13 protein-coding genes are annotated in these 17,456 nt (G+C 69.0%); 4 read left to right on the top strand and 9 right to left on the bottom strand.

The genetic code is table 11. From position 1 onward, the window contains the following. Positions 1-4: 4 nt before the first annotated feature. From AVAK2825_RS00065 to dbpA, 3 genes are all read right to left on the bottom strand, one after another. Positions 5-1,009: a tripartite tricarboxylate transporter substrate binding protein gene (locus AVAK2825_RS00065; RefSeq protein WP_272567133.1), complete on the bottom strand. Its 1,005-nt coding sequence runs from the start codon at positions 1,007-1,009 to the stop codon at positions 5-7. Between the two features lie 19 nt (positions 1,010-1,028). Beyond that, positions 1,029-1,775, bottom strand: a complete 747-nt coding sequence (locus tag AVAK2825_RS00060) for a GntR family transcriptional regulator (RefSeq protein WP_284392922.1) — start codon at positions 1,773-1,775, stop codon at positions 1,029-1,031. 129 nt (positions 1,776-1,904) lie between these two features. After that, entirely contained in the window at positions 1,905-3,311 is a 1,407-nt protein-coding gene (gene dbpA, locus AVAK2825_RS00055; protein WP_284392920.1) for an ATP-dependent RNA helicase DbpA, read from the bottom strand. Positions 3,312-3,406: 95 nt separating this feature from the next. Between dbpA and AVAK2825_RS00050 the strand changes: the two genes are divergently transcribed. The 3 genes from AVAK2825_RS00050 to AVAK2825_RS00040 are packed head-to-tail and all read left to right on the top strand — an operon-like array spanning position 3,407 to position 8,182. Next, positions 3,407-5,479 (top strand): putative bifunctional diguanylate cyclase/phosphodiesterase, encoded by a 2,073-nt coding sequence (locus AVAK2825_RS00050; protein ID WP_284392918.1) that lies wholly within the window; start codon positions 3,407-3,409, stop codon positions 5,477-5,479. A gap of 47 nt (positions 5,480-5,526) precedes the next feature. Then, positions 5,527-7,008 (top strand): AMP nucleosidase, encoded by a 1,482-nt coding sequence (locus AVAK2825_RS00045; protein WP_284392916.1) that lies wholly within the window; start codon positions 5,527-5,529, stop codon positions 7,006-7,008. A 31-nt stretch (positions 7,009-7,039) separates the two neighbouring features. Continuing rightward, positions 7,040-8,182, top strand: a complete 1,143-nt coding sequence (locus tag AVAK2825_RS00040) for a GGDEF domain-containing protein (RefSeq protein WP_284392907.1) — start codon at positions 7,040-7,042, stop codon at positions 8,180-8,182. A gap of 39 nt (positions 8,183-8,221) precedes the next feature. Here AVAK2825_RS00040 and AVAK2825_RS00035 read toward each other — a convergent pair whose 3' ends face one another. The 3 genes from AVAK2825_RS00035 to ptsP form a co-directional block, all read right to left on the bottom strand. Then, complete coding sequence (locus AVAK2825_RS00035) at positions 8,222-10,021, bottom strand: fructose-specific PTS transporter subunit EIIC (protein WP_284392906.1); 1,800 nt, start codon at positions 10,019-10,021, stop codon at positions 8,222-8,224. A 43-nt stretch (positions 10,022-10,064) separates the two neighbouring features. Then, positions 10,065-11,078 carry a 1-phosphofructokinase family hexose kinase gene (locus AVAK2825_RS00030; RefSeq protein WP_284392905.1) on the bottom strand — a complete coding sequence of 338 codons (1,014 nt, stop codon included), beginning with the start codon at positions 11,076-11,078 and terminating at the stop codon, positions 10,065-10,067. Between the two features lie 94 nt (positions 11,079-11,172). After that, on the bottom strand, positions 11,173-13,728 hold the full coding sequence (gene ptsP / locus AVAK2825_RS00025) for a phosphoenolpyruvate--protein phosphotransferase (protein ID WP_284392903.1): 2,556 nt from the start codon (positions 13,726-13,728) through the stop codon (positions 11,173-11,175). Between the two features lie 257 nt (positions 13,729-13,985). Between ptsP and AVAK2825_RS00020 the strand changes: the two genes are divergently transcribed. Next, positions 13,986-14,978, top strand: coding sequence for a LacI family DNA-binding transcriptional regulator (locus AVAK2825_RS00020; protein WP_284392897.1), 993 nt, complete (start codon positions 13,986-13,988; stop codon positions 14,976-14,978). Positions 14,979-15,048: 70 nt separating this feature from the next. Here the strand turns inward: AVAK2825_RS00020 and AVAK2825_RS00015 are convergent, their stop codons facing one another. From AVAK2825_RS00015 to AVAK2825_RS00005, 3 genes are all read right to left on the bottom strand, one after another. Beyond that, the gene (locus AVAK2825_RS00015; RefSeq protein WP_284392895.1) at positions 15,049-15,513 is read right to left on the bottom strand and encodes a hypothetical protein; all 465 of its coding nucleotides are present in this window, start codon (positions 15,511-15,513) and stop codon (positions 15,049-15,051) included. A gap of 121 nt (positions 15,514-15,634) precedes the next feature. Then, positions 15,635-16,582: a hypothetical protein gene (locus AVAK2825_RS00010; protein ID WP_284392893.1), complete on the bottom strand. Its 948-nt coding sequence runs from the start codon at positions 16,580-16,582 to the stop codon at positions 15,635-15,637. After that, positions 16,573-17,456: hypothetical protein (locus tag AVAK2825_RS00005; RefSeq protein WP_284392889.1), on the bottom strand; the 884-nt coding region annotated here is incomplete at its 5' end. The genes AVAK2825_RS00005 and AVAK2825_RS00010, both read right to left, overlap by 10 nt.

Here is a 17,456-nt window from a genome sequence, read left to right as displayed (position 1 = left end):
CGGTTCAGCCGACCGAGATGTTGCGGTCGCGCACCACCTGGGCCCACTGCCCCTGCTGGGCCCGGATGAAGGCCCCGGCGGAGGCCTGCGATGCATCGGCGAACACATCGCCGCCCAGCGCGCGGATGCGCGCCAGCACCTCGGCATCGCCCAGCGCCTTGCGGATGCCATCGACCAGGCGCGTGCGCGTGGCGGCTGGCAAACCGGCGGGGGCGAGCACCGGGTTCCACTCCAGCACCTCGTACTTGCGCACGCCCGCTTCGGTCATGGTGGGCACCTCCGGCAGCGAACGGGCCCGCAGCGCGGCCGTCACGGCCAGCGCGCGCAGCTTGCCGGAGCGGATGTGGCCCAGCGCCGAGGCCACGTTGGCGAAAAAGAGCGGCACCTGCCCCGCCATGACATCGTTCATCGCGGGGCCGCCGCCCCGGTAGGGAATGTGCGACAGCCGCACCCCGGCGCGCTCCTCGAACAGCGCTCCCGCCAGGTGCTGCGCCGAGCCGTTGCCGGACGACGCATAGGCCACTTCGCCCGGCTTGGCGCGGGCCAGCGCGATCACGTCCTGCACGCTGCGCGCCTGGAACCCCGCGGAGCACACCAGCACGTTGGGAAAGGTGGCGAGCACGGCCAGCGGCGTGAAGGCCTTGTCGGTGTCGTAGGCCATCTTGGGATAGAGCGCGGGGTTGACCGCGAAGGACGAGGCGTCCAGCAGCAGCGTGCTGCCGTCCGGCGTGGCACGCGCCACGTAGGCGCCGGCGATCTGGCCGCTGGCGCCGGGTTTGTTGTCCACCACCACGTTCTGGCCCAGCGCTTCGCCCAGCCGCGGCGCGATGATGCGCGCCATCAGGTCCGCGCCGCCGCCGGCGGGGTAGGAGACCACCAGCGTCACGGGCTTGCCGCCGATGCCCTGCGCGCGGCCGGCCACCCAGGGCGCGGCCAGGGCGGCGCCGGCGGCACCGAGGATCCAGCGGCGGCGGGCGCCACCGGTGGCGGGGGATGCGATGGAAGGCATGCGGGTCTCCAGGTTCGGTTCAGGTCAGGGTGACGGTGTAGTGAAAGGCGTGGGCATCGCCGCGCGTGACGCGCCATTCGACGCAGCGGCCGGCCAGGTCCATGGCACGGCGGGTGACCACGGCGCACGGGTGCCCCGCCGCGAGCCCCAGGCTGCGCGCCTGGGGCGCGGACAGCACGCCGAAGCCGATGTCGTCCACCGCCCGCTGCACGTGCACGCCGCAGCGGCTGGCGTAGAAGGGATAGAGCAACGGCGGCCAGGCGGCGGTGTCGTCCTCCGCCAGCGCGCCGAAGCGGTCCAGCGGCAGCCAGATGTGCTCCAGCAGGCAGGGTTCGCCGTCGATCAGCCGCAGGCGGTGCAGGCGCAGCACCGGCTCGCCCGGTGCCAGGCCCAGCGCGCGGGCCGCCTCGGCCGGGGCCGCCATGGCCTGGCGCGACAGGATGCGCGAAGCGGGCTCCTGCCCCGCCGCGCCCTCTCCGAAACGAAAGAACCGCAGCATCGACGCGCCGGCGATGCCGCTGCGCACGAAGGTGCCCTTGCCGTGGATGCGCTCGATCAGGCCCTGCTCCACCAGCAGCTCCAGCGCGCGCCGCAGCGTGCCCAGCGCCACGCCATGCTCGGCGGCCAGCGCCTGCTCGGCCGGCAGGGCCGTGCCGGGCAGCCATTCGCCCCGGACGACGCGGTGCCGCAGCGCGGCCGCCAGCGCGGCATAGCGGGCGAGACCGGGGTGCTCCGCCACGGCGGAAGGGGATGCGGGCGACGGCAATTGATCTACTCCTCTAGATGACTTGCAGTCTAAAACAGGGCACAGGCGGCGCGATCGGGACAAACCCGGGGGCGCCGGCCCCGCCACCGCCAGGGCCCCTCAGGGCCCCTCAGGGGCCCTCAAAGGCCGTCAGGTGCCATCCACCAGCCGCGCCTTCACGAGCTTGCCCTTGACCCGGCCGGCCGCCAGGCGCCGCACCACGTCCTGGGCGATGCCCCGCTCCACGGCCACGTAGGTGGAGAAATCGTTCACGTTGATCTTGCCCACCTGCTCGCGCGCAAAGCCCATCTCGCCGGTGAGCGCGCCCAGCACGTCGCCCGCGCGGATCTTTTCCTTGCGCCCGCCGATGATCTGGATGGTGGCCATGGGCGGCAGCAATGGCCCGCCGGGAGCGGCGGTCAGCTCGGACAGCGGGTGCCATTCCGACTCGCGGCCCTGCAGCTGCTCGATCTTGCCCACGCTGCCCATCTCGGGCAGGCTGGCCAGGCTCAAGGCGAGGCCTTCGGCGTCCGCGCGGCCGGTGCGGCCGATGCGGTGCACATGGATCTCGGGATCGGGGGTCACGTCGACGTTGATCACCGCCTGCAACTGGGCGATGTCCAGGCCGCGCGCGGCCACGTCGGTGGCCACCAGCACCGAGCAGCTGCGGTTGGCGAACTGCACCAGCACCTGGTCGCGCTCGCGCTGCTCCAGCTCGCCATAGAGGGCCAGCGCGTGAAAGCCCTGCGCCTGCAGCACGCCCACCAGGTCGCGGCACTGCTGCTTGGTGTTGCAAAAGGCGATGGCCGATTCGGGCCGGAAGTGGTTCAGCAGCTGCGACACGGCGTGCAGGCGCTCGCTTTCCTTCACCTCGTACCAGCGCTGCGCGATCTTGGCCGAACCATGCTGGGCCTGCACCGTGATGCGCTGCGGCTCCTTCATGAACTGGCGCGCCAGGCGCTCGATGCCTTCGGGGTACGTGGCGGAAAACAGCAGCGTCTGGCGCTCGGCCGGGCACTGGCGCGCGACCTTGGCGATGTCGTCGAAGAAGCCCATGTCCAGCATGCGGTCGGCCTCGTCGAGCACCAGGGTGTTGAGCGCCTGCAGATCGAGCGTGGCGCGCTCCAGGTGGTCCATCACCCGCCCGGGCGTGCCCACCACGATGTGCGCGCCGTGCTCCAGGCTGGCGATCTGCCCGCGCAGCGGCACGCCGCCGCACAGGGTGACCACCTTGATGTTCTCCTGCGCGCGGGCCAGGCGCCGCACCTCGGTGGCCACCTGGTCGGCCAGCTCGCGCGTGGGGCACAGCACCAGGGCCTGCACCGCGAAGCGGCGCGCATTGAGGTTGGCCAGCAGCGCCAGGGCGAAGGCCGCCGTCTTGCCGCTGCCGGTGCTGGCCTGGGCGATCAGGTCGCGGCCCAGCAGGGCCACGGGCAGGCTCGCGGCCTGGATCGGCGTCATGCGGGTGTAGCCCAGCTGCTGCAGGTTGGACAGGGTCGCGGGGTGCAGCGCCAGGGAGGAGAACTCGGCGCCAGCGCCGGAAACGGAAGAAGTCATCCCCGGATTATCCCGGGGCCGGGTGGTCAAGGGCTTGCACCCCTCGCCAGGGGCGCCCCGATCGGCTATAAAACTTCGAGATACAAGGGTGGGACATGCCAGACACATCAAGCCGAGCGGACGGTCCTTCCCAGGACCCCCACTGCAGCAGTTCTCTGCTGCGGCTGCTGGCCGACTCCGTTCCGGCGCTGCTCGCCTACTTCGAATCGTCCACCCTGCGTTGTGTTTTTGCCAATCAGGGCTACGCCGAATCCACCGGCCACACGGTGGAGGCGATCCTGGGCAAGACAGTGCAGGAAGCCATCGGCGACAGCGCCTGGGCCTCGATCCAGCCCCAGATCCAGCAGGTGCTGCGGGGCGAGCGCGTGCAATACACGCGCAAGCAGCGGGTGCGGGGCGGGCCGCCCCGCATGATCGAGGTCAACCTCATTCCCCACCTGCACCCGAAGCTGGGGCTGATGGGCGCCTTCGTGCTCATCAACGACATCACCCACCACTGGGAGGCCGAACGCGCGGTACGCGAGAGCGAAGAGCGCATGCGCAAGTTCTCGCAGGCCACCGAAGAGGCCATCGTTTTCCACCGCGAAGGCCTGGTGACCGACTTCAACGAAGCGCTCACGCGGCTGATGGGCTACTCCCTGGCCGAGGTGCGCGGCCGGCGTATGCTCGATTTCGTGAGCGAAGAGTTCCGCCCCGTCACCGAGGCCTACGTGCGCGAGGGACGCGAAGAGCCCTACGAAGTCACGGTGCTGCACCGGGACGGCCGGGCCGTACCTGTGGAGATCGTCGGCAAGACCATGCCCTGGAAGGGCTCGGACTACCGCATCGCGGTGCTGCGCGACATCACCGCGCGCCGCCAGGCCCAGGAGCGCGAGGCCTTCCTGGCCCGGCACGATGCGCTCACGCAATTGCCCAACCGCGCCACGCTCATGGAGAAGCTCACCGCCGTGATCGAGTCCGCGCAGCGCACGCCGCAGGCCGCCGCCGTGCTGTTCATCGACATGGACCATTTCAAGACGGTGAACGACTCGCTGGGCCATGAGGCCGGCGACATGCTGCTGTGCGAGGTGGCCCGCCGGCTCGTGCAGGGCGTGCGCCCGGTGGACATCGTGGCGCGCGTGGGCGGCGACGAGTTCGTCGTGGTGCTGCGCGACGCGCAGGACCGGCCCTCCGCCCTGGCGGTGGCCGACCAGCTGCTGGCCGACGTGTGCGCCGTGTTCCATGCCGACGGCACGCCGCTGTCGGTGTCGGTCTCCATCGGGGTGAGCATGTACCCCGACGACGGGGACACCGCCGCCGAGCTGGTGCGCCGGGCCGACGCCGCCATGCAGCAGGCCAAGGACAGCGGCCGCGCCAACCGCCAGGCCTACGCCCCGGGCATGGAGACGCCCTCCACCGGCGTGCTGCAGCACGAGCGCCTGCTGCGCGACGCCATCCTGCACGGCGCGTTCGTGCTGCACTACCAGCCACAGGTGCGCCTGGACGACGGTTCGCTCGTGGGCTTCGAGGCACTGGTGCGCTGGCGCCACCCCGAGCGCGACCTGGTGGGGCCCATCGACTTCATCGCCTTCGCCGAGGCGCGCGGGCTCATCACGCCCATCGGCCGCTGGGTGCTGGTCGAGGCCTGCCGGCAGATGCGGGCCTGGCACGACGAGGGCCTGCCGCAGGTGCCGGTGGCGGTCAATCTCTCGGCGCTCGAATTCCGCCAGCGCGATGTGGCCGGCGAGATCGCGGGCGTGCTGCGCCAGACGGGCCTGGCACCGCGCTTTCTGGAGATCGAGCTCACCGAATCGGTGCTCATGCACGAGGCCGACCAGGTGCGCCGCACGCTGGATGCGCTCAAGGCGCTGGGCGTGCGCGTGTCCATCGACGACTTCGGCACCGGCTACTCGTCGCTCGCCTACCTCAAGCGCTACCCGATCGACAAGCTCAAGATCGACCGCTCCTTCGTCTCGGACACGCCCGCCAACGAAGACGACGTGGCCATCGTCACCGCCATCGTCCAGATGGGCCGCAGCCTGCAGATCCAGACCGTGGCCGAAGGCGTGGAAACCGCCGCCCAGCACGACCTGCTGCGCACCCTGGGCTGCCACCTGGCGCAGGGCTACCTGATCTCGCCGCCCATGGACCCGCGCCAGACGCGCGAGTGGCTGCTGAAAAAAAGATAGCGGGCCCGTCATCGGGCAGACCCGCGCGCCCGTGGACAATAGGCGCCATGGCCCAGATCCCAGACTTCACCGAGCCCACCCTTCATACCGATCCCGCCGAGGCGCTGTCGCAGGTGCAGCGCATCTACCAGCAGCAGATCGGGCACCTGCGCGATGCCATGCAGCGCTTCGTCGCCGGGGAGACCCCGGCCAGCCACGTGCGGGCCTTCTACCCCTTCGTGCGGGTGCAGACCACCACCGTGGCCCGCGCCGCCACCCAGCTGGCCTACGGCTTCGTGGAAGGCCCGGGGCGGTATGAAACCACCCTCACCCGGCCCGACCTGTTCGCCAATTACTACGCCGAGCAGTTCCGCCTGCTGCGCAACAGCCACAACATCGAGCTGGAGGTGGGCATCAGCAGCCAGCCCATCCCCATCCACTTCTCGTTCGCAGAGCACGACCACATCGAGGGCACGCTGACCGCCCAGCGCCGCATGCTCATGCGCGACGTGTTCGACCTGCCCGACCTGGAGGCCATGGACGACGGCATCGCCAACGGCACCTGGGCGCCCCGCCCGGGCGAGGCCCAGCCCCTGTCGCTGTTCACCGCGCCGCGGGTGGACTACTCGCTGCACCGGCTGCGCCACTACACCGGCACCGCCCCCGAGTGGTTCCAGAACTTCGTGCTGTTCACCAACTACCAGTTCTACATCGACGAGTTCGTGCGCCTGGGCCATGCCGAGATGGCCAAGCCGGACAGCGAGTACGTGGCCTTCATCGAACCGGGCAACGTCGTCACCCGCCGCACCGGCCTGCCGGCCCAGCCGGGCGACGAGTTGGGCGTGGCCCCGCCGCGGCTGCCGCAGATGCCGGCCTACCACCTCATGCGGGCGGACAAGAGCGGCATCACCATGGTCAACATCGGCGTGGGCCCGTCCAACGCCAAGACCATCACCGACCACATCGCCGTGCTGCGCCCGCACGCCTGGATGATGCTGGGCCACTGCGCGGGCCTGCGCAACAGCCAGCAGCTGGGCGACTACGTGCTAGCCCACGCCTATGTGCGCGAAGACCACGTGCTCGACGAAGAGCTTCCGCTGTGGGTGCCCATTCCCGCGCTGGCCGAGATCCAGATGGCGCTGCAGCAGGCCGTCGCCGACGTCACGCAGATCGAGGACGCCGACCTGAAACGCATCATGCGCACCGGCACCGTGGCCAGCACCGACAACCGCAACTGGGAGTTGCTGCCCGACAACATGCCCCAGCGCCGGTTCAGCCAGAGCCGCGCCGTCGCGCTGGACATGGAGAGCGCCACCATCGCTGCCAACGGCTTTCGCTTCCGCGTGCCCTACGGCACCCTGCTGTGCGTGAGCGACAAGCCCCTGCACGGCGAGATCAAGCTGCCCGGCATGGCCAACCATTTCTACCGCGAGCGCGTGGACCAGCATCTGCGCATCGGCATGCGCGCCATCGACATCCTGCGGGCCGGGGGCGTGAGCCGCCTGCACAGCCGCAAGCTGCGCAGCTTCGCCGAGGTGGCCTTCCAGTGACGCACCCGGTGGGCGCCGCCACCAGGGATTGATGCGGCTGGATTTCGTCACCCTGATGGCCATCACGGCCACCAACCTGTGCATGCTCTCCGCGGCCCTGCCGCTGATCATGGGCCGTGGCGCGGGCACCGCCGCGCGCTGGGTGCAGGCCAGCCTGCTGCTGCAGGGCTTGGCCTGGGCGGCCATCATCGCGTCCTCGTACGCGTGGGACCAGACCCTGTCCACCGTGTCCATGGCCGCCAATTCCCTGGCCCAATGGGCCCTCTTCGAAGCCCTGGCGATCTGGCTGGGGCCCCGGCCCGGGCGGCGCCTGGTGCAGGCACTGGTGGTGGCGATCCCGCTGGGCTACACCCTGGGCTTTTCGCACTACGCGTTTCGCGTCGGCTGGGCCAACCTGCTGCTGGCCACGCTGCTGCTGGCCGTGGCGCGCGCCACGCTCTACCCGGCCCACCCAGCGCACTCGGTGGACCGGCGCTGGCGCCTGCTGCTCATGGGCTGCCTGGCCACGATGGCCGCGTTCACCGCCGCGCGCGGCGTGCTGGGCGCCTTCACCGACGCCTACCCCAGCTTCCGCACGCCACACCCCGTCAACATCGCCGCGGCCGTGGCCGCCAACGTCACCCTCGTGCTGGGCACGGTGGCGGTGCTGGTCGCGTGGCGCGACGAGGCTGAGCAGCAACTGCGCACCCTGGCCATGACGGATCCGCTCACCGGCCTGCTCAACCGCCGCGGCTTCGAATCGCAAGGCCAGGCCCTGCGACAGCGCGCCGCGCGCCAGCGCCTGCCCCTGGCCGCCCTGCTGCTGGACCTGGACCACTTCAAACGCATCAACGACGCCTACGGCCACGAAGCCGGCGACCGCGCCCTGGCCTGGTTCGCCCGGCTCGCCCAGTCCATGGCCGGGCCGCACGACACCGTGTGCCGGTTCGGCGGCGAGGAGTTCGGCGTGCTCCTGCTGCATGCGCAGCAGGAAGAGGCGCAACGCTTCGACCAGCGCCTGCGCGAACGCCTGCAGGCCGAAAGTGCCCAGGCCCTGGGGTTTCCCATCGACTACAGCGCCGGCGCGGCGCTGTGGCACGGTGGCGAAGAGGACCTGGCCGAGCTCATGGCCCGCGCGGACGCGGCGCTGTATGCCGCCAAGGAACAGGGGCGGCGGCAACTGGCCATGGGCTAGGGAAAAAGAACGGGCGGTGCCACCCCTGCGCCGAGGGCGCTACGCCACCGCCACCCGCCGCTTGAGCACCCCCAGCGCCAGCGCCGTTACCCCCGTGCCGGCCGCGATCGCCAGCGCGTACAGCACCACGTGGTTGACCGCGTTCGGAATGGCCAGCACGAACACGCCGCCGTGCGGCGCCTGCAGGCCGATGTTCCACATCATCGACAGGCCGCCCGCCACGGCCGCACCGGCCATGCAGGCGGGGATCACCCGCAGGGGGTCGCGTGCGACGAACGGGATGGCGCCTTCGGTGATGAACGCCAGGCCCAGCACGGCGACGGCCTTGGAGGCCTCGCGCTCCTCGGCGCTGAAGCGGCTGCGGAACACCCAGCACGCCAGCGCGATGCCCAGCGGCGGCACCATGCCCGCGGCCATGGTGGCGGCCATCGGGTTGGCCACGCCGCTGGCGATCAGCGTGGTGGAGAACACATAGGCCGCCTTGTTGACCGGGCCGCCCATGTCGAAGGCCATCATCGCGCCGAGGATCACGCCCAGCAGCACGGCGCTGCCGGTCTGCAGGCCCTTGAGCCATTCGGTGAGCGCGGCCATCACGCCGGCCATGGGCTTGCCGATGACCATCATCATGAGCACGCCGACCACCAAGGTACCCAGCAGCGGCAGCAGCAGCACGGGCTTCAACCCGTCGAGCGTGCGCGGCAGGCGGATGGCACGGTTCATCCAGTGCACCGCATAGCCCGCGATGAAGCCCGCGGCAATGGCGCCCAGGAAGCCCGCGCCCACGGTGCCCGCGAGCAGGCCGCCGATCATGCCCGGCGCGATGCCCGGCCGGTCGGCGATGGAGAACGCGATGTAGCCCGCCAACGCCGGCAGCATGAGCGTGAAGCCGGCCTTGGCGCCGATCTGGAACAGCGTCCAGCCCAGCGTGCCCTGGTGCGCGTCGTCGTACACGTAGATGCCTCCCAGCGCGAAAGCCAGCGCGATCAGCAGCCCGCCCGCGACCACGAAGGGCAGCATGAACGACACGCCGGTCATCAGGTGCTTGTAGGGGCCGGTGCGCTCCGTGCTGCGGACGGCGGCGCCGGCAGGCGCGGCACCGGGCGTTGCGGCCGTGCCCGCTGCGGGCGCATCGCCCCACACGGCGGCCTGCGCCGCCGCCTGGGCGAACACCGCGGCCGCGTCGTGGATCGCGGCCTTGGTGCCGGTCGCATGGAGCCGCTTGCCAGCGAAGCGCGCGCGGTCCACCTGCGTGTCGGCGGCGATCACGATCAGATCGGCCTGGGCGATCTCGTCCGCCGTGAGCGCGTTCTGCGCGCCGACCGAGCCCTGCGTCTCGACCTTGATGGTGTGGCCCAGCGCCTGGGCGCCCTGCTCCAGCGCTTCGGCCGCCATGAAGGTGTGGGCCACGCCCGTGGGGCAGGAGGTGATGGCGACGATCCGAAGGGGGCGCGCCACGTCGGCGGCGGCCACCGCGGGCACCGCCGCGGCAGCCGGGGACGGCACGCCGGGCGCCGCCACTGCCCCACCGCTTGCGCCCGCGCGTGCCAGCGCGGCGCGCACGACGTCGGCCGCATCGGCCAGCACGGCCCCCGGCGTGGTCTCGTGCAGGCGTGCGGCAGGCAGGCCGCTGCGGTCCACGGCCATGTCGGCCGCGATGATGACGGCGTCGGCACGCAAGAGTTCGTCGTCCGTCCAGCCGCCCTGCGCGCCCAGGCTGCTGCGCACGCTCAGGGCGATGTGGTGGCCGAGCCGTTCGGCGGCGGCGCGCAGCGCCTCGCCGGTCATGAAGCTGTGCGCCGGACCGGCCTGGCTGGCGGCGATGGCGATGAGGTGGGCCATGGGATGGGTCTCCGTGCGGATTCGTTTGAGGGGGCGGGGCCGGTCAGACCGGCTGCGGCGCGATGGCGGCGGCGATGGCGTCCACTTCGGCACGCGGCGGCAGACCGGGCGCGATGCGCTGGATGCGCGCGGCGGCGCAGGCCATGCCGAAGACGGCCGCACCGGGGAAGGTGCCGCCCTGCGCGAGCGCGGCGAGCGTGCCGGCCACCAGCGCGTCGCCCGCCCCCACCGTGGTGGCCACCGGCACGCGCGGTGCCTCGGCATGCCAGCGACCCTGGGACGTGGCGATCACCGCGCCGTCACCGCCGAGCGAGACGACCGCCTGCCGCACGCCGTAGCGCCGGCACAAATCGGATGCGGCCTCGGCCACCTCCGCCAGCGTTGGCAGCGCGCGGCCGGCCAGTTCTTCCAGCTCGGCCCGGTTGGGCTTGACGAGCGCCACCGGCACCGCCGGGCCAGCGGCCGGATCGGACAGGCGCTGCAGCAGCTGCCGCAGCACGTCGCCGCCCGTGTCGATCACGATGTGCGCGCCCTGGGCCGCGAGGGCGCGGGCCAGCCGCTCCCACACGCCCGCCGCCGCGCCGGGCGGCAGGCTGCCGGCCAGCTCGCACCAGTCGCCGTACTGCACCTGCTGCTGCAGCGTGGCCAGCAACTGGGCTTCGGCCTGCGCCAGCGCCTCGGGCGGCAGGGACAGGCCGGGCAGGTTGATGTCGGTCGAGTCGCCCCGCCCGGCATCGGCCAGCTTGATGTTGGTGCGGGTACTGCCCGCCACCCGCACCATCGCGTCAGCGATGCCGCAGGCGGCGAAGGCGGTGGTGAACACGCCGTCGTTCTCGGCGCCCAGCCAGCCGCTGGCGGTCACCGGCACGCCCAGCGCCGCCAGCACCGCCGCCACGCCGATGCCCTTGCCGCCGGCCTCGGTCTGCTGCCCCAGCGCCCGGTGCACGGCGCCGGGCACGAGCGTGGGAATGCGCACCGTCTGGTCGATGGCCGGGTTGAGCGTGATGGTGAACACGCGGGCAGGCGCCGCCGCGCCGGCCAGAACTTCGGGCGTCATGGTGCGGCCTTTCCCGGCATGGCACATGCCGCATCAAAAACGGCCCCAGCGCAATCAATACTAGGGCATATCGCTATATTTTTCATAGCAAACCTCATGATGCATCCCCTGTGTCTGCCACCGGGCCGGCCGGGCGCAGCGCGGCGCCCAGGGCGCGCACCTCGTCGGCGGTGTCCACGTCCAGCGCGCGGCGGGCGAGGTCCTGCAGCTCGGCCAGGGAATGGCGGCGCAGCAGCGCCTTGACGGTGCCGATGTCGCCGCTGCTCATGCTCAGCTCCTGCACGCCCAGGCCGGCCAGCAGCGCCGCGCCCAGCGGCTCACCCGCCAGTCCGCCGCACACGCCCACCCAGCGCCCATGGGCCCGGGCGCCGGCGATGGTGCGTTCGATGAGCCGCAGCACCGAGGGGTGCAGGCTGTCGGCCATGCCGGCCAGCTCGGGGTGCTGCCGGTCCACCGCCAGCGCGTACTGCGTGAGGTCGTTGGTGCCGATGGAAAAGAAATCCACGTGCGCCGCCAGCCGGTCGGCCATCAGCGCGGCCGAGGGCACCTCGATCATGATGCCCACGGGCACCTGCGGCGCGTCCAGCTCGCGGCGCACCGCCTCCATGCGCTGGCGCAGCTGGTGCACCTCTTCCACGGTGCTGATCATCGGGAACATGACCGACAGCGGGCCGTGCCGCGCCGCGCGGTACAGCGCCCGCAGCTGCGGCACCAGCAGGTCGTCGCGGCGCAGGCACAAGCGGGCGCCGCGCAGGCCGAGAAAGGGGTTGTCCTCCACCGGCAGGTCCAGGTGCGGCACCTGCTTGTCGCCGCCGATGTCCAGCGTGCGCACGATGAGCGGGCGACCGTCCAGGGCCTCGACCATGGCGCGGTACACGGCGTACTGGTCGTCCTCGTCGGGCACCGCGTCGCGCTCCAGGAACAGAAATTCGGTGCGCATCAGGCCCACGCCTTCGGCCCCCGCCGCCAGCGCGTGCGTGGCCTGGTCGGCCCGGTTGGCATTGGCGGCGATCTCCACCGTGTGGCCGTCGGTGGTGGTGGCGGGCAGCTGGCGGGTGCGGGCCTCTTCCTCCTGCCGGCGGGCCAGGCGCTGCATGCGCTCGCGCGCCTCGATCAGCGCCGTCTCGCTTGGGCCCACGTAGAGCCGGCCCCGATAGCCGTCCAGGATGGCGGGCGTGCCGGCCGCGGCGTCGGCGCCCAGCACGCCGGGGCCGGCCGCCACGACGGCGGGCAGCCCCAGGGCGCGCGCCAGGATGGCCGTGTGGGCGGTCGGGCCGCCGCGCGCGGTGCAGAAGCCCCGCACCTTGGCCGTGTCGATCTGCGCGGTGACCGAGGGCGACAGGTCGTCCGCCAGCAAGATGGCATCGGCCGGCCACGCGGCGGCGGCGCCGCCTTCCGGCTCGTCCCCGCGGCCCAGCAGGTGGCGCAGCACGCGCTCGCCCACGTCCTGCACATCAGCCGCGCGCGCGGCCAGCGTGGCATCGGCCAGCGCACGCTGCGCAGCCACCCGCTCGCCCACCGCGCGGCGCCAAGCCCAGGCCACGCCGTGGCCCTGCACCACGCTGCGGCTGGTGGCCAGCAGCAGGTCGGCATCCTGCAGCAGGCCCGCGTGGGCGGTGAAGATGCCCGCCTGCTCGGCCTTGCCCGCAGCGCGCGCGCCATCGGCCAGTTGCTGCAACTGCGCCAGCGCGGCGGCCAGGGCCTGGTCCAATGCCGCGGCCTCGGCGGCCACCGAGGTGAAGCGGTCGTCCACCTCCAGCGCCGCGGCGCCGGCCTGCACCAGCGTGCCGATCACGAGGCCCGGGCTGGCCGCGATGCCGGTGAAAGTCTGGCGGGCCGTGGGCTGCCAGTCGCCCAGCTCGCGCCCCAGCCCTTGGGCCTGCGCCTGGCGGGCGGCGGACAGTTCGGCCTGGCGGCTTTCCTCCTCGCCCAGCCGCACGATGGTGTCGCGCAGGGCGGCCAGCGCCGCCGGGGCATCGGGGCCTTGCGCCGACAGGCGCAGCTGCGCGCCGCGCCCCGCGCCCAGGCTCAGCAGCGCAGCCAGGTTCTTGGCATCGGCCACCGTGTCGCCGCAGCGCACATGCACCCGCGCGGTGAAGCGCTTGACCGCCTGTGCCCACTGCCCCGCCGGGCGCGCATGCAAGCCGTTGGGGTAGTTGAGCGACAGCTCGTGGCCGAGCGGAAAGTCCTCCAGCCCGGCGGCCTCGGCCGCGCCTGCGGACTCCTCGCCCGTGAGCGCCCGCACGATCTCGCCGGCATCCCGCGTGGTCGCCAGGCGGTCCATCAGGGCGTCGTCGCGCATCAGGCGGGTCAGGCGGCGCAGCACCGCGATGTGTTCGTCCGACGCGGCGGCAATGGCCACCACCAGGCGTGCCTGCTTGGCATCGTCGCCCCAGCGCACACCGCCCGGTACCTGCAGCACGGCCAGACCGGTGCGCCGCACGAGGTGCTTGTCCTCGACCATGCCGTGCGGAATGGCCAGGCCCTGGCCCAGGAAGGTGTTGGCGACTTTCTCGCGCTGCAGCAGGCTGTCGGTGTAGGCGGGCTGGGCATGGCCGGCTTGAGCCAGCAGGGCGCCCGCGGCGCGCACGGCGTCTTCTCGGTTGTGGGGCGCGGCGCCCAGGCGGACCTCGACCGGGATCGTGGACATGGTGCGATGTCTCCTTGTTTTGGTATCGATTCCAGAGCGAGATTATGAAACTGCTTTTCAGGGCGGACAAGGCCACGAAGAACCCCTTTGCTATGGAAATTCGGGTAATCCCCTATGAATGAATGCGACGGCAACCCCCGCGAGGCAGCGCAAAATCAACGCGCCGATCGGTCGCCGCTGGCGGCAAGATCGGCCATCGCAAAGTGATTTCAGGAATCGATACCAAAACGCCGGTTTCTTTTGTAGGAGAAAGCCGCTTGGCCAGCATCAAGGACGTCGCGGAGCGCGCGGGCGTCTCCACCACCACCGTATCGCGCGTGCTGTCGAACCCCGCCGCCGTGCGCACGCCGCTGCGCGAGCGCGTCGAGCAGGCCATCGCCGCGCTCGCCTACCGCCCCAACCTGGCGGCCCGGCGCCTGCGCCAGCAGCGGGCCTCGCTGGTGGGGCTGATCGTCTCGGACATCCGCAGCCCGTTCTTCACCGACGTGGGTCGCGCGGTGGAGGACGTGGCCTACCGCCACGGCCTGCGGCTCATCCTGTGCAACACCGATGAAGACCCGGCCAAGGAGCAGTCCTACCTCGAACTGATGGCCGACGAGCAGGCCAGCGGCGTGATCCTCTCGCCCACCATGGAAGGCCTCAAGCGCCTGCGGCCCGCCGACTGGCCGTTTCCGATGGTGCTGGTGGACCGCGCCCTCGACACCACCCGCGCCGACCGCGTCGTGCTGGACAACCGCGCGGCCGCCCGGCGGGCCACCGAACACCTGCTGGACGCCGGCTACCGACGCATCGCCGTGCTGGCTGGAACGCACAGCACCACGGGCCAGGAGCGCCAGGCCGGGTACGCGGATGCGCTGCGCGAACGCGGGCTGGCGCCCGATCCGCACTGGGTCGCCCCCACGCGCGAGGCCGGCATGGCCGCCGCCACGGCGCTGCTGGCGGGCACCGGGGGCATGCCGCGCCCGGACGCCTTGCTGGCCACGAACGGCCTGCTGCTGCTGGGCGCGGTGCACGCAATCCAGGCCGCGGGCCTGTCCATGCCGAACGACATCGGCCTGGCCGGCTTCGACAACAATGACTGGACGGCCCTGCCGGCCATGGACGTGACGGTGATCGCGCAGCCCACCTACGACATCGGGCGCACCGCGGCCGAGTTGCTGCTGCAGCGGCTGGCAGAGCCCGAACGGACGGTACGGCGGGTGGTGCTGGAAGGAGCGCTGCTGGCGCGGGGCTCCACGCGCAGGGGATGACGAGGCTGCGCTCGAAACGGTTGGCAGGGAATCGTCCGCCGAGCGATGCGCAGCACCACCCCATCCAGGCTCAGCGCCGTTGGTTGCCGCGCGCCATGCCCGATATCGCGTAGGTTCCCGCTGCTTTGACAAGGACCCGAATGGCATGGGTCTTTTCCACCGTGTCGTGCTCGTACTGCGCCTTGATCGCGATCTCGATTCCGCTGCCCACCTTCCTGCACCGCATTGCCTGAATGGCGTACTGGCTGTGGTCGTCATTGAGTTCGGGAAACGCCAGGGTCCGGACCAACTCCGACCTCCGCTCCTGCGTCGGCTGCGTGAGCCACTGCACGTAGATCTCGCTGCCCGCCCCTTCGTGCACATCGACAACGACCACGCGGTAGTAACCTGCCCGGTCCGCCTGGGTCCAGGCGCCGCAGGTTTCGACCTTTTGCACAGACAGGGGTAGGGATTCCACTTGGCGCGTGAGCAATGATTCGCTGGCTGTGGCGCCCAGTGGCAGGGCAAGGAATGCCATTAAGGCGATGCGGCTCATGACTCAGCGCATCCTTTTAATTTCAATCTGATTATTATCTGCTCTGCAATCGCAACCATTGACTTACACGAGTCTCAATGATTTTTTAAACTCCATCGCTCTGCGGAAGAATTTTAAAAATTTATTTCTTTTCAAAAACAGAAGAGTCAGCATTCGTTACCGCATTAGAAATGATAGGAAATATTTCTTTATACAATCCGACACCTGCCCTTCCAAAGCGCTCTTCAACATCGTTCTCAAAAAATTCCTGCCTGTTCGCAAAACACTTATTGGTCAGTGCGCATCCTTCAATCGCGTATGCATCGAACGATCCACCACAATTGCCTTCCATGATGTTGCACGAAGCCGCCAACCACGCCGTCGTAAATATCTGATTTGCCCCTTCTTGTTTATACGACTTGCCGTTCAACCATATTCCATCACCATTTTCATAAAAAAGAGCCGCCGAAAACTGCTCCAAAAGGAGCGGATCACGGGAATCAAAGATTTTCCGAACGATTTGGGCTCGCTCTTGATTACCAAGCGCTTTACCAGCAGTTGAGTCAATCAGCTTGATGTAGGGATCGCCGCCTTGGCTGGCAGCTTGACGTATCGCCCTGATATGCTCGGGCGAAATTTCAGACTCGATGAAGGATGAACACCTTTCCTCGCGCAGAATTTTTGCCGCCTCTTGCTCTCGAGACTTTGCTACCCAATCCAACCGCGCCTGATCCCTTTTGGTGGCCGCGCAGCGCATCACGATATTCAAGGCATAAAGCCCGCCTCCTTTATCGAAATTTTGCATTGCATCAAGATAGACCTTCCTTAAATTTCTTGACTCATGGAAATTTTTCGCCAAGCTATTTACAACTTTGCCAGCCGGGGCTTCCACTTGACGAGTTGACACCTCCTCATGATCCGCAAGATTTTCCCCCACTCCGGCGCTGAACGGAGGCGGCGCAGATTTGGCACCATTATTCGTTTGCATCTTTGGAGCAGCCCCCCCTCCAAAAGACAGATGATTCCACGCCAATATAGCGAAAATCCCAACAACCACGCAGGACACTGCTATTTTTTGCATCATCCGCATACCGGATGCGGCGTCACTACGCCAGCAGGAGTACTCCCGGGCTCAAGGGTGCCCGGCATGGGCGACCCTGGAGTCACAGTGGAGAAGAGCGGTGAAATCACTGCCCACTGCTCTTTATAGCCATCAGCATAAATAACGACAAAATACCCTTTTCTATCAACCGAGTTATTGATACCAAATCGAGTCCAAAAAGTATCAAAGAGCTTGAGGCGGCGGTAAACCTCTTCCGCTGCAATCCAACGCTCGGTTACGCTGCTCTGGGAAGTGACCTCTTTACTAGACCCAGAAGAACTACACCTTACGCTGCTCGCATCTGCAAATGAAGCAGCACCGGCAATAAGAATAGGATATTCATCAAAGGGCACAGCCCCTCCCTGGCCACCGCCATAACTGTAGGTATCGTAGCCAAAGCTATAGTAGCCCTGAGCAGTCACGGTAACCTGTGGAAGTGTTTGAGCGAATGCAACCAACGGCAAAGCAAAGACGAGCGGAGCCAAAATACGTTTCATTTTCCCTCCCAGAAAGTTATGCATGCAATGCGAAACATTCGCAATACTATCAAGACATTCTGGCATAGCAAAATTTTTCTGATGCCGCGGCCATAAGAATGTAGAACCATTCATAGGTTCTGTTGCAAAAAGCCCATGGTCGATGGCAGCCAGAGCTTCCGCCATATAAGCCAAACCGAAAGCAGAAGCAAATCTATTTCTCAATATAAGATTTGCACAACATAACACTTGTATCAGTAGGGAACCTCTCAAAACCCATCCGGTCCCTTGTTGATCGAGAACGCGTGCTCCATCCTTTGCCATGATCACTCCCCGTAGCGCCCTGAAGTTCGACCTGTTCGCTGAGGCCTCGCGCCAACACAAGA

The organism is Acidovorax sp. SUPP2825 (genome assembly GCF_030158995.1).
In the GTDB taxonomy this organism is placed as follows: domain Bacteria; phylum Pseudomonadota; class Gammaproteobacteria; order Burkholderiales; family Burkholderiaceae_C; genus Paracidovorax.
Note: the sequence above shows the minus strand (reverse complement) of the source record. Positions and strands in the feature narration are given on the sequence as shown.

Bases quoted from the DNA above. Each gene is read 5' to 3' on its own strand.
- AVAK2825_RS00065 (WP_272567133.1), bottom strand. From the start codon at position 1,009: ATGCCTTCCATCGCATCCCCCGCCACCGGTGGCGCCCGCCGCCGCTGG.
- dbpA (WP_284392920.1), bottom strand. From the start codon at position 3,311: ATGACTTCTTCCGTTTCCGGCGCTGGCGCCGAGTTCTCCTCCCTGGCG.
- AVAK2825_RS00050 (WP_284392918.1), top strand. From the start codon at position 3,407: ATGCCAGACACATCAAGCCGAGCGGACGGTCCTTCCCAGGACCCCCAC.
- AVAK2825_RS00045 (WP_284392916.1), top strand. From the start codon at position 5,527: ATGGCCCAGATCCCAGACTTCACCGAGCCCACCCTTCATACCGATCCC.
- AVAK2825_RS00040 (WP_284392907.1), top strand. From the start codon at position 7,040: ATGCGGCTGGATTTCGTCACCCTGATGGCCATCACGGCCACCAACCTG.
- AVAK2825_RS00035 (WP_284392906.1), bottom strand. From the start codon at position 10,021: ATGGCCCACCTCATCGCCATCGCCGCCAGCCAGGCCGGTCCGGCGCAC.
- AVAK2825_RS00030 (WP_284392905.1), bottom strand. From the start codon at position 11,078: ATGACGCCCGAAGTTCTGGCCGGCGCGGCGGCGCCTGCCCGCGTGTTC.
- ptsP (WP_284392903.1), bottom strand. From the start codon at position 13,728: ATGTCCACGATCCCGGTCGAGGTCCGCCTGGGCGCCGCGCCCCACAAC.
- AVAK2825_RS00015 (WP_284392895.1), bottom strand. From the start codon at position 15,513: ATGAGCCGCATCGCCTTAATGGCATTCCTTGCCCTGCCACTGGGCGCC.
- AVAK2825_RS00010 (WP_284392893.1), bottom strand. From the start codon at position 16,582: ATGCGGATGATGCAAAAAATAGCAGTGTCCTGCGTGGTTGTTGGGATT.